We start from the raw sequence: 10,031 nt of genomic DNA, 5'->3' as shown, positions 1-10,031 counted from the left end.
GGAGGGGGCGCTCGGGATTGAACTCAGCGCTGATGGCAAGTCGTCGCTGTGCATCCGTCGCGTCGAGGAAACGCCCACGCGGCTCCACTTGGCGTTCGTGGCGCAGAACCGCGCGCAGGTCGATGAGTTCTACCGCGCGTCTCTCGACGCTGGGGCAACCGACAATGGCGCACCTGGGATACGCCCGCAGTATAGTGGGACGTATTACGCCGCATTCGTTATCGCACCGGATGGTCACAACGTCGAAGTGGTGTGTCATGAAGCCTAGGCCCGTGGTATTGGCAGGGCAGTGCGCGGTCGTCGCGGCTGCGATCCCCGGCGGCGCGGTACAGGTGAGCTAAGAACGATGATCACCTGCTACCTCCGCTACACGATCGATCCAGCCAAGCTGGACGAGTTCGAACACTACGCCCGCCTATGGATCCCCCTCGTCGAGCGGTTAGGCGGCACCCACCACGGCTACTTCCTCCCCAAGGAGAGCGCCAACGATCTCGCCGTGGCGATGTTCACCTTCCCGTCCCTGGCCGACTACGAAGCCTACCGAACGAAATCCGAATCCGATGCTGACTGCCAGGCTGCCTTTAGGTACGCCGAGGAGACGCGGTGTATCCTTCGCTACGAACGCCAGTTCCTCCGTCCCATCTTCGGTCGCGATGCTTAGTGGATTGGACCGCTGATCCGGAGCAGGGGCTCCGGAGAGGACCACGACACCCGCCCCCACAACAGGCAAGGCGATGATCAAAGGCATCAACCACATCACCCTGGCGGTATCTGACCTAGAGTCCTCCGTTCACTTCTACGAAGAAGTCCTAGGCTTCCGCTTGGCCTCCCGCCACCCCGGCGGCGCCTACTTCGAAGCCGGCGACACATGGTTGTGCCTGTCGTTGGATGCCGCCGCATCTGCCCAGCAGCGCTCGGACTACTCGCACATCGCCTTCGACGTCAGTGAAGACGACTTCTCGGCCTTCGAAGCAAAGCTCCTGGCTTGCCGGGTACGGCTTTGGAAAGAGAACCGCAGCGAAGGACGCTCCGTGTATTTCCTCGACCCGGACGGCCACAAGCTCGAGGTGCACGTGGGCACCTTGGCGTCCCGGCTCGAAGCAATGCATGGGCGCCCCCGGTCAAACGCCTCCGAAGCCGGCTGTGCCCAGTAGTGGGCAGCCAGTCGGTGACCATGTACCTCCCTAGCGATGACGTAAGCACGTGACGACCGAGTTTGTCATCGACCTCGAGGAGATCGCTCGCCTCCCATCGCCCGAAGGCTTCAGCCTGGTCTCCATCCAGATACGGTACGACGGCGTGCTGCTAGCGCTGTTCGTCCGTGATCCGGGCGTCGAGGCGGTGACCGAGACGGTCGCTTCGAGCATCGGGATATTCCCGCAGACCCGCACGCAAGAGGCCCACGCCTATAAGCTCTACCGCATCGACGCCGAATCCTGCACCTGCACAGACCTCCCGGCACTCGACATCACGTTCCCGATGGTCGATGTGTTTCCGGACGGTCACATCATTCTCGCAGGGGCACGAAGCAGTTGGCGTGCTCCGGACGACGTCGATCTGAACGGTGCCATCGTGAGCCCTTCCGGCGAGCTCGTCCGGCGCATCCTGCTCGGCGACGGTATCCAGCATCTCGCCGTCGACCGCCTCGGACGGATCTGGGTGGGCTACTTCGATGAGGGGATCTGCGGCAACTTCGGATGGGGAGGTCCAGGACCGGACCCCGTTGGTGCGAGCGGTCTGGTGTGTTTCGCGCCGGACGGGAGCAGGCTGTGGGAATTCCCGTTCGCCAGCGAACCCGAGGTTATCGACGACTGCTACGCGATGAACGTGTTTGGAGATTCAGCGTACTTCTATTTCTACAGCGACTTCTCCCTCTGCCACGCCGCCTCGGACCACACGCTGCAGTACTGGCAGACGGGGCTCAGCGGTTGCTCGGAACTGGCCGTGCTGAACGACTGGGCCATGTTCAATGGCCAGTACGACGACCCGCCGAACACGATCTACTCCCTCACGCTCGCTACCGGCGCGGCCCCACGGGCCCGCAAGGGCGTCCTGAGGTTGCCGGACGGGGATCGCAGTGCCGAGATCGGGTGGATCGGTAGAGGCGACTCGTTGAACGTGGTGAAGGACGGCGTTTGGTGCAGCGCGCGACTGCGCGACCTGAGAGAACGCTAAGCGTCCCAGCGTGCTCGCATGGTGGGGCGATTCGATCACGCCGGCGCGTCGGTCTGGTCACGGCCTTCTGTAGCGTGTAGGTCGCTATTGTGAATCACTCGGTACGACCCCAGATAGACTCAGTAGGGCTGCAAGTGAGTATCGGCCTAGCCCCCCCCACGGGAACCTGGAATGACACAGGCGCAGGGCAGCGGGATCTTACTTGGGCACATCTCGAGCTAAGGAGCGGGATGAGACATGCCCCTGGCACTAAGGGTGACATCATGATCAAGACCTTGGCGATCGCAGTGATCCTCGGCCTCGGTGTGCTCCACGCGCCGGCATCTCTCGCGGCGGAGGAGCCGACGACGCGCACGGTCGGCGAGCTTGCGTCGGCGCTGGCCACAGAGGTGACCGGGGATGAAATCGCGCGGCTGCGGATGGGACTGGAAGCCCGTGGCCTTGGCGAGTCCGACGCGCAGGCCACCGCGACCCAAGCGGTCACGCGGTTGTATGTCTGTTTCTTGAACGCCGCCATCGCGCGGGACGTAGAAAACGGAGCGCCGCCTGGCGCCCTGCTGACGCTCCTATGGCAGTCCTACGAGTCCGACGCGCCCGCGTCTGAGACGCTCCACGTGCTCGAGGAGGGTGACATCTTCCGCGCGAGCGAACGGGCCGAGCCGTGCATGCTCAACGTGGCGCAGGAGTTTGGGGTCCTGGATATCCTCGAGCATGACTGATCGGGTGTCGGCTTCTCCCAGCTCCCTGGCACCGATGCCCTGAAGCGGTGGACGACGATGCGCGTACGCAGGGCTGACAGCGGCGAGGCAGACGCGATTCGGGCTCTCTACGTGTCCGCTTTCTCCGAGGGCGAGAACGAGCTCGTCGCATCCCTCGCGGTCGATCTTCTGACCGACGCCACCGATCCGCCAACGCTCTCGCTCGTCTCGCACGCGGGCGAAGAACTGCTCGGCCACATCGCGTTCAGCCCCGTGTTCGCCGAGGCCGGCGACCCTGCCCTTGGGTACATCCTGGCACCGCTCGGCGTGATGCCGGACCATCAGGGATCGCGCGTGGGCACCGCATTGGTGGAGTTCGGGCTCGCGCATCTTCGCGAACAAGGTGTGGGCGCCGTGCTCGTCTACGGTGACCCCGCCTACTACGGCCGCTTCGGCTTCGAGGCCCTCGCTGCTCAGGCGTTCGTGCCGCCCTATCCCCTGTCCCAACCTAAGGGTTGGCAGGCCCTGATCCTGGATAGTCGCGGAGCGCCAGCGCAGGCCAGCGAGATCACCTGCGTCCGTCCCCTGAGCGACCCGACCCTCTGGTAGGGTAGGGCCCGCTGCGAGCGGCAGCGGCACCCTAGAGGCTCACGCGCAATGTCCCGCAACGTCGAAGTCAAGGCGCGCATCGATGATCTCGCGCCGTTGGAAGCGCGCGTTCAGTCCATCGCCGACCACGACCCCACGGCGATCTACCAGGACGACACGTTCTTCCATTGCGAGACGGGGCGGCTCAAGCTGCGCAAGTTCTCGGACGGTCGCGGTGAGCTCATCTTCTACCGCCGAGGCGACACGGAAGGGCCGAAGGAGTCGTTCTACCTGCGGTCGGAAACCACTATGCCCGATGTGCTCGCCGAGTCCCTGGCGCTGGCCTATGGCGTGTCGGGCCGCGTCGAAAAGCACCGGGTGCTCTATCTCGTCGGCCGCACCCGCGTTCATCTGGACCGCGTGACCGATCTGGGCGAGTACCTGGAACTGGAGGTGGTGATGGAGGAGGGCGAAGCGGTGGAGGTGGGGATCGCCGAGGCGCAGGCCTTGTTGGAGCGCTTGGGCGTGGGTCAGCACTGTCTGGTGCAAGGGGCCTACGTCGACCTGCTCGCGCGAGGTGGATCGTGAACGTTCGCATCAGGCCGGCGCTCGAGAGCGATGCCGCCGAGATCGCTGACCTCTACGGCGAGTTCACGCGCTACCTTCGCGGCCTGGGCGAAGACGTACAGGAGCGCCTGACGGCGGCCGTCTTCGTGCGCGACGGATTCGGCCCGAACGCTGCCTTCTCCACGCTGGTGGCCGAGGCGCCGTCGTCGCCGCTGGTGGGGTACCTTATCTTCACGCTCGGCTACGACGCCGAGCACGCGCAGCGGATCCTGCACGTGGTGGACCTCTACGTGGCCGATCACTGCCGCCAGCAGGGGATCGGGGCGCAGCTGATGCGGGCGGCGGGTGAATCCGCGAAGGTACTCGGGGCGGCGCGTGCGCGCTGGATCGTGGCGCGCAGCAATACCGGCGCGCGTACCTTCTACGAGCGCCTGGGGGCTGAGGAGGTCGACGCGATGTACATGGAGTGGGTGCTTTAGGTTGTGGCGACGGCCCTGAACGAGATTCCAGGTATTGGCAAGACCTTTGCCAAGGACTTCACTGTGCGTGAAGACACTTACATCCCTGTGCAAGACAAGCGTTGGGTGGTGGTCGATCTGCCTGGCGCCAGTGGAGCGGGCTTGGTGCTGGCGCGCGCCTCCACGTCGGCGCAAGCGGCGCGTATCGGCGACCAAAGCGGCGGCCGGGTGGCCTTTTTCCTCGGCACGGATGATTTCGATCGCGACTACGCCAAGATGACGGCTCGTGGCGTCAACTTCGTACGGTCGCCTCGTCGAGAGCCCTACGGCACGGTGGCGGTGTTCGAGGACCTGTACGGTAATCTGTGGGACCTGCTGCAGCCGAACGGATAGCTTCGATGCGCGTGGTCTGCGCGACAAGGTCGCGCCTCGCGCCGATCCATCTGAATAGACACCAAGAAATGATAGTGATCTTCGGAAACTCAGGCTCGGGCAAGAGCACGCTGGCGCGCAAGCTCTCCGACCGTGCGGGCACCATCCGTGTCGACCTGGATGAAGTGTACTGGGAGCCGGATCAACCCGGCGTAGCCCGAGCGCCAGCGGTGGCGGCCCAGGCGCTGGATCAGCGCCTCGCCGGCCAGGCTGCGTGGATCGTGGAGGGGTGCTACGAAGTGCTCGCCGCCCACCTGCTCCCGCGCACGCCTCTGCTGATCTGGTTGGACCCAGGCGAAGCGGCGTGCCTGTCCCATTGCCGTGCTCGGCCCTGGGAGCCCCACAAGTATCCAAGCAAGCAAGCGCAGGATGAGAATCTCGCGATGCTGCTCGAATGGGTGAGCGATCACTACACGCGGTCGGGCGAAATGTCCTACGAGGCACATTCGCACCTGTACGCGGGCTACGACGGGCCTAAGCATCACCTTCGTCGCGCGGATCTGTCGGTGGATGAGATCGAAGCGCTCATCGAAGGATGACGATGGGCGGGCTTGGTGCTAGCCCCTTACGCCCGAAGGCGCTCGGCCACGAGGTAGGCGGCGCCACATACGCCGGCCCCGTAGATGAGCGAGGCGGAGAGTATCGAATGGAACTCGTAGTGGGCGTGTGCGGAGAACGCGGCGTGCAACCCCGCGTGCACGACCAGGAAGCCGCATAGGGACGTGCGGGCCAAGCGCCGGCGAGCGGGGTTCATGCTCGCGATCAGCGCGATGAGCATCGCGAACAGTGGCACGTGCGCTACGATGAAGACGATCTCGCCAAGGGAGTCATCAAGGGCTCGCAGCAGGGGCAGGACGCGCCACTCGTGGTTTGGCATCGCATCGAGTTCGTGCGTGCATAGCAGGCCGAGGCCTAGGTAGAAGATAGTATCCTTCATCGGGCTGTTCCAACCGTCTGCCTCACCCCGCCCAGAGGGTAACACCTCCTCTCACCAGGGCGTGGACGCGTTACCATGCTGACTCCTTAGGCCAGTATCCGAGCGCGACAGAAAGGAAGCTCCATGAAGATTCATTACATCGAGATCGTCACGCCGGACGCGGATGCGGTATGCGGCACGTACGCTCTGCTGGAAGGCGTCGAGTTCGGTGATGCCGACCCGAGCTTGGGCGGCGCCCGAACGGCCCCCCTCCCGGACGGGAGCATGCTCGGCGTGCGCGCGCCCATGCACGATGCTGAGAACCCGGTGGTGCGCAACTACGTGCTGGTCGAAGACATCCAAGCCGCCGTCGACGCGGCCGCCAAGGCCGGCGCCCAGGTGGCCCTGCCCCCCATGGAGCTTCCCGGCCACGGCACCTGTGCGATCGTCATTCAAGGCGGTATTGAGTCTGGTTTCTGGCAGCGTTAACTGTGTGGCGGTGTCAGCGCGATAGCGGCGCGTTCGCGATCGCTTGCCTGGGAGAGATCGTATGAGTGGTCCCTTTGCAGCGTGCGTCGGCGGTGTCGTCAGCGCGGATATCGCGGTGCCCGAGCACGCGCGCGAATTGCGCTTCTACGCGTCCGTGTTAGGCACCGGCGAAGCGCCCCTCTGGCGCGATGACCTGATGAACAACCACGGCACGCCCATCATTGGTCTGGGCGCGCGCAGCCCCGACTACGCGCAGCTTCCCCTGCAGTGGATGCCCCATCTGCAGGTCGCCGACGTCGCCGCCAGTGCGGTCGCCGCGGTCGAGCGCGGGGGCCGTGAGCTGATGCACGGCAAGGACGATGACGGCAAGCGTCAGTGGGCAGTGCTGGAGGATCCCAATGGAGCCGCCTTCGGCGTCATACCGGCCATCCCGCCGGACGCCTTGCCGTCGAGCGCCGATCACGCATCGCCCGAGATGGGCCGGATCGTCTGGCTCGATCTGACCGTGCCGGATGCGGTGGCGACACGCGATTTCTACCGCGAGGTGGTGGGGTGGTCGCCCCAGGCCGTCGAGAAGGAAGCTGCAGGTGAGCGCTACACCGACTACAACATGCGGTTGGAGAATGAGACGCCTGCCGCGGGTATCTGCCACGCGCGCGGGGCGAACGCGACGCTACCGCCCGTGTGGATGATCTACTTGCCCGTAGGCGATCTCGCCGAGAGCATCCGCCGCGTGCGGGCAGAGGGCGGTGAGGTCCTCCAGGTCACGGCGCATACCGCGGGCTCCCAGGCGCACGCGGTGGTGCGTGATCCCGTGGGCGCGTGCTTTGCGCTGGTGCCGGGCTAGGCGGCGGGAGGAGGGCTCAGTGGCAACCGAGGCATCGTCAGCGCAATGGTGAGGGTGGTGTATCGGTGGCGGGTCGCCCCAGAGCACTACGACGCCTTCTTAGCCACCTGGCGTGCCACCACGAATCGTATTCACGACACGGTGCCGGGCGCCCTTGGCAGCTTCATGATGAGGTCCTCAGCGGATGGGTGCGACGTGCTGACCATCGCGCGGTGGACGTCGCGCGAGGCCTGGGAGCGCTTCTGGGGCGATGAGCGTCCGCCGCAGATGCAGCGCATGGGCGCGCTCGCGCACCGCGTATCCGTCGAGGTGTTCGAGGAGATCGAGGACCACACGCGGTCGCCGTCGATGTAAGAATAGGGCTGGTTCGCCAACAGCAGCGAGCGCAACAACAGGTTTCGATGGCAAAGAAGAAACGCCCTTACCTTGCGCTCTTGCGCGGTGTTAACGTCGGCGGTCACCACAAGCTGCCTATGGCCGAGCTGCGCGCCGCCCTCAGCGAATCGCCGCTCGGCGAGGTCAAGACGTACATCCAAAGCGGCAACGTCCTGTGCCTGTCGTCCCTAACGGCGAGCGGCGTGGAGCGCCAACTGGCCAAGACCCTGGAGGAGAGCTTCTCCTTCAAAGTGCCTGTCCTCGTGCGCGACGCCGACCAATGGCGCACGCTGCTCGGGGCGAATCCTTTCGCCGAGCAGGCGCAGGCCGCCCCCAACCGCGTGCAGGTGGGTATCGCCAAGGCGCCGCTGGCGGCGGATGCGGCCGAGGCGCTGCAGGCCATGGCGACACGAGGGGAGGAGGTGGTGGCCGCTGGTGAAGCGCTGTGGATGCACTACCCGGCAGGGATCGCCGATACCAAGCTCACGCCTGCAAGACTGGATCGGTGTGCGGGCTCGCCGGTGACCACGCGCAACTGGCGCACCGCCCTGAAGCTGCAGGAAATCCTCCACGGCCTGTCGGCCCCCTAGGAGAAGGACATGCGGGCGATTCACGACGACATCACCACCCTGGATGTGGACGCGATCGTCAACGCGGCTAACAGCACTCTGCTCGGCGGTGGCGGCGTGGACGGCGCCATCCATGCGGCCGCCGGGCCGGCGTTGCTCGAGGCGTGCCGGCTGCTGGGTGGCTGCGAGACGGGTGATGCCAAGCTCACCCCGGCCTACCGCCTGGCGGCGCGGTTTGTCATTCACACCGTGGGCCCGATCTGGCACGGCGGTGACCGCGGAGAACCGGCGTTGCTCGCCGCGTGTTATCGCCGATCACTGCAGGTGGCATCCGAGCAGGGCTGCGTCAGCATCGCCTTCCCGTGCATCAGCACGGGCGCGTATGGCTACCCGTCGGTGCCTGCGGCCAACGTGGCCATCGAGACGGTTCGTGCCACCCTGGCGCAGCCGACGATCAGTGTGCGCGAGGTCATCTTCTGCTGCTTCTCCGCGGACGATCTCACGCTCTACGAGGGCTTGCTGCCATAGTGGCCCTTGGGCTCTGCCAGTGGCGGAGCGTCCGGGCGAGGTGCCTTCAGTGCACCCACCCGCTAGAGTCGATGCTTAACCCTTTCATTGATCCACAAGGTGAGCACAATGGAGACCTCCCCGATAGCGCGCGCGCTACATCACATGTACCAGGCGCGCTTGGACGCAGACGTAGAAGCCTGCGTGGCGCTTTTCGCCGAGACCGGTATCTATCGCATGGCAAACGTCTATGACGCGGGCGGTGAGCCGCTCCAGGCTGAGGGGCACGAGGCGCTACGCGCGGCCCTGACGTCGCTGGTCGAGACCTGGCGCTGGGTCGACCGCGAGGAGCTGTCGCTGGTGGTGGAGGGCGATCGTGCCTGCGCGCTCTACCGCTTGCGGTTGGTGCATCTGCCGAGCGGTGAGGAGATCGACACTGAGATGATGGATCACGTCACCTTCGACGGCGATGGCAAAGCCACCACGTTCGAGCAGTTCGTGGACACGGCGCTGGTCGCGCGCCTCAGCGCGTAGAACCGGATATGCGGGCGCGCAGCGGGTGCGTCGACGTGGAGCCCCGATGGGCACGACCGAGCAACTAGCGCCGCGTGGTACGGTGCCTACTATGGCTTCTTCCCGAAAGGTACGAGCTGCTCTGAAGAAGCTCCTGGAGCCTCACCTCGAGGCCGAAGGCTTTTCCGGGCGCTATCCTCACTTCCGCCGACGGGAGGGAGAGCGCTTGCATCTGCTGTCCGTGGTGCACGACAAGTGGGGCGGGGGCTTTGTCCTCGAGTTCGCCGATCATGCCCCGGGGCCGCTGACGACGCCCTGGGGTGCGGTGGTGGAGGAGGCGGATCTCGACGTGGCGTACGCAAGCTCCGATCAGCGGGCACGCTTGGTCAGCACCGAGTCTGCACGCGGCATGGCGGAGGACTTCTACCGCTACGAGCACATCCGTGAGGACCGCGCCGCGTGTGAAGCGCTGGTGAGCGAGGTGGTGCAGCGCTTTCCCCAGGTCAACGAGTGGCTGCGCACGGGGGGCTGCGGGCCTCACATCGCCCCGTATTCGCCGAGCAGCGCAACCTCCTAGCGCGCTGCGATCAACACGCTTGACAGGTGCCCGTGAGCGGCGCCAGCGGTTGCACGGGGCGACGACGCGCCTGCTACGCTGCTCGGACCCTTGGCTTGCCGAGTCCTACGGTCGTCTATGTCCATGTCCACGGTCAGATCGCTCTTCATCGGTACTTGTCTCCTCAGCGTATCCGCCCTCGCTTGGGCGCAAGCCACGCGGGTGGACCCCGCCTGGCTGCGCAGCTTCGAGTTGGCTTGGGATGCGAAGCCCGAGGCCTTGTCCTCCAAGGCGTCCATCACCGCACCCGGTGAGCCCGGCCAGGCGATGGTCGTCAATGG

The 10,031-nt window shown here is 65.5% G+C and carries 19 protein-coding genes; 18 read left to right on the top strand and 1 reads right to left on the bottom strand.

Annotation, left to right across the window (positions count from 1 at the left end):
- The 10 genes from AAF184_22570 to AAF184_22525 form a co-directional block, all read left to right on the top strand.
- Positions 1–268 (top strand): VOC family protein (locus AAF184_22570; GenBank protein MEO0425137.1); only part of this gene is annotated, 268 nt, incomplete at its 5' end.
- A gap of 78 nt (positions 269–346) precedes the next feature.
- Positions 347–661 (top strand): NIPSNAP family protein, encoded by a 315-nt coding sequence (locus AAF184_22565; protein ID MEO0425136.1) that lies wholly within the window; start codon positions 347–349, stop codon positions 659–661.
- A 73-nt stretch (positions 662–734) separates the two neighbouring features.
- The gene (locus tag AAF184_22560) at positions 735–1,154 is read left to right on the top strand and encodes a VOC family protein (GenBank protein ID MEO0425135.1); all 420 of its coding nucleotides are present in this window, start codon (positions 735–737) and stop codon (positions 1,152–1,154) included.
- Between the two features lie 49 nt (positions 1,155–1,203).
- Positions 1,204–2,175, top strand: coding sequence for a hypothetical protein (locus AAF184_22555; protein ID MEO0425134.1), 972 nt, complete (start codon positions 1,204–1,206; stop codon positions 2,173–2,175).
- A gap of 230 nt (positions 2,176–2,405) precedes the next feature.
- Positions 2,406–2,894: a hypothetical protein gene (locus AAF184_22550; GenBank protein MEO0425133.1), complete on the top strand. Its 489-nt coding sequence runs from the start codon at positions 2,406–2,408 to the stop codon at positions 2,892–2,894.
- A gap of 57 nt (positions 2,895–2,951) precedes the next feature.
- On the top strand, positions 2,952–3,482 hold the full coding sequence (locus AAF184_22545) for an N-acetyltransferase (protein ID MEO0425132.1): 531 nt from the start codon (positions 2,952–2,954) through the stop codon (positions 3,480–3,482).
- A gap of 48 nt (positions 3,483–3,530) precedes the next feature.
- Entirely contained in the window at positions 3,531–4,049 is a 519-nt protein-coding gene (locus AAF184_22540; protein MEO0425131.1) for a class IV adenylate cyclase, read from the top strand.
- Positions 4,046–4,507: an N-acetyltransferase gene (locus AAF184_22535; GenBank protein ID MEO0425130.1), complete on the top strand. Its 462-nt coding sequence runs from the start codon at positions 4,046–4,048 to the stop codon at positions 4,505–4,507. Before AAF184_22540 ends, AAF184_22535 begins: the two co-directional genes overlap by 4 nt.
- 15 nt (positions 4,508–4,522) lie before the next feature.
- On the top strand, positions 4,523–4,879 hold the full coding sequence (locus tag AAF184_22530; GenBank protein ID MEO0425129.1) for a VOC family protein: 357 nt from the start codon (positions 4,523–4,525) through the stop codon (positions 4,877–4,879).
- A gap of 74 nt (positions 4,880–4,953) precedes the next feature.
- Entirely contained in the window at positions 4,954–5,457 is a 504-nt protein-coding gene (locus tag AAF184_22525; protein MEO0425128.1) for a shikimate kinase, read from the top strand.
- A gap of 26 nt (positions 5,458–5,483) precedes the next feature.
- On the opposite strand, the gene AAF184_22520 is transcribed toward AAF184_22525, so the two are convergent.
- A complete protein-coding gene (locus tag AAF184_22520; GenBank protein MEO0425127.1) occupies positions 5,484–5,855 on the bottom strand; it encodes a DUF6713 family protein in 372 nt (123 codons plus the stop codon).
- Between the two features lie 123 nt (positions 5,856–5,978).
- Between AAF184_22520 and AAF184_22515 the strand changes: the two genes are divergently transcribed.
- From AAF184_22515 to AAF184_22480, 8 genes are all read left to right on the top strand, one after another.
- Positions 5,979–6,323: a hydroxylase gene (locus tag AAF184_22515; GenBank protein ID MEO0425126.1), complete on the top strand. Its 345-nt coding sequence runs from the start codon at positions 5,979–5,981 to the stop codon at positions 6,321–6,323.
- A 61-nt stretch (positions 6,324–6,384) separates the two neighbouring features.
- Positions 6,385–7,170 carry a VOC family protein gene (locus AAF184_22510; GenBank protein ID MEO0425125.1) on the top strand — a complete coding sequence of 262 codons (786 nt, stop codon included), beginning with the start codon at positions 6,385–6,387 and terminating at the stop codon, positions 7,168–7,170.
- Positions 7,171–7,215: 45 nt separating this feature from the next.
- The gene (locus AAF184_22505; GenBank protein MEO0425124.1) at positions 7,216–7,524 is read left to right on the top strand and encodes an antibiotic biosynthesis monooxygenase; all 309 of its coding nucleotides are present in this window, start codon (positions 7,216–7,218) and stop codon (positions 7,522–7,524) included.
- Positions 7,525–7,571: 47 nt separating this feature from the next.
- Positions 7,572–8,135, top strand: coding sequence for a DUF1697 domain-containing protein (locus AAF184_22500; protein MEO0425123.1), 564 nt, complete (start codon positions 7,572–7,574; stop codon positions 8,133–8,135).
- 9 nt (positions 8,136–8,144) lie between these two features.
- On the top strand, positions 8,145–8,642 hold the full coding sequence (locus AAF184_22495; protein ID MEO0425122.1) for an O-acetyl-ADP-ribose deacetylase: 498 nt from the start codon (positions 8,145–8,147) through the stop codon (positions 8,640–8,642).
- Between the two features lie 108 nt (positions 8,643–8,750).
- A complete protein-coding gene (locus AAF184_22490; protein MEO0425121.1) occupies positions 8,751–9,155 on the top strand; it encodes a nuclear transport factor 2 family protein in 405 nt (134 codons plus the stop codon).
- A 91-nt stretch (positions 9,156–9,246) separates the two neighbouring features.
- Positions 9,247–9,711 (top strand): DUF4304 domain-containing protein, encoded by a 465-nt coding sequence (locus tag AAF184_22485; GenBank protein ID MEO0425120.1) that lies wholly within the window; start codon positions 9,247–9,249, stop codon positions 9,709–9,711.
- Between the two features lie 123 nt (positions 9,712–9,834).
- On the top strand, positions 9,835–10,031 hold a 197-nt coding region (locus tag AAF184_22480; GenBank protein ID MEO0425119.1), incomplete at its 3' end, for a hypothetical protein.

The sequence above is a fragment of the Pseudomonadota bacterium genome (assembly GCA_039815145.1).
Lineage (GTDB): Bacteria > Pseudomonadota > Gammaproteobacteria > Steroidobacterales > JBCBZW01 > JBCBZW01.
Note: the sequence above shows the minus strand (reverse complement) of the source record. Positions and strands in the feature narration are given on the sequence as shown.

Bases quoted from the DNA above. Each gene is read 5' to 3' on its own strand.
- AAF184_22565 (MEO0425136.1), top strand. From the start codon at position 347: ATGATCACCTGCTACCTCCGCTACACGATCGATCCAGCCAAGCTGGAC.
- AAF184_22560 (MEO0425135.1), top strand. From the start codon at position 735: ATGATCAAAGGCATCAACCACATCACCCTGGCGGTATCTGACCTAGAG.
- AAF184_22550 (MEO0425133.1), top strand. From the start codon at position 2,406: ATGAGACATGCCCCTGGCACTAAGGGTGACATCATGATCAAGACCTTG.
- AAF184_22545 (MEO0425132.1), top strand. From the start codon at position 2,952: ATGCGCGTACGCAGGGCTGACAGCGGCGAGGCAGACGCGATTCGGGCT.
- AAF184_22540 (MEO0425131.1), top strand. From the start codon at position 3,531: ATGTCCCGCAACGTCGAAGTCAAGGCGCGCATCGATGATCTCGCGCCG.
- AAF184_22520 (MEO0425127.1), bottom strand. From the start codon at position 5,855: ATGAAGGATACTATCTTCTACCTAGGCCTCGGCCTGCTATGCACGCAC.
- AAF184_22515 (MEO0425126.1), top strand. From the start codon at position 5,979: ATGAAGATTCATTACATCGAGATCGTCACGCCGGACGCGGATGCGGTA.
- AAF184_22510 (MEO0425125.1), top strand. From the start codon at position 6,385: ATGAGTGGTCCCTTTGCAGCGTGCGTCGGCGGTGTCGTCAGCGCGGAT.
- AAF184_22505 (MEO0425124.1), top strand. From the start codon at position 7,216: ATGGTGAGGGTGGTGTATCGGTGGCGGGTCGCCCCAGAGCACTACGAC.
- AAF184_22500 (MEO0425123.1), top strand. From the start codon at position 7,572: ATGGCAAAGAAGAAACGCCCTTACCTTGCGCTCTTGCGCGGTGTTAAC.
- AAF184_22495 (MEO0425122.1), top strand. From the start codon at position 8,145: ATGCGGGCGATTCACGACGACATCACCACCCTGGATGTGGACGCGATC.
- AAF184_22490 (MEO0425121.1), top strand. From the start codon at position 8,751: ATGGAGACCTCCCCGATAGCGCGCGCGCTACATCACATGTACCAGGCG.
- AAF184_22485 (MEO0425120.1), top strand. From the start codon at position 9,247: ATGGCTTCTTCCCGAAAGGTACGAGCTGCTCTGAAGAAGCTCCTGGAG.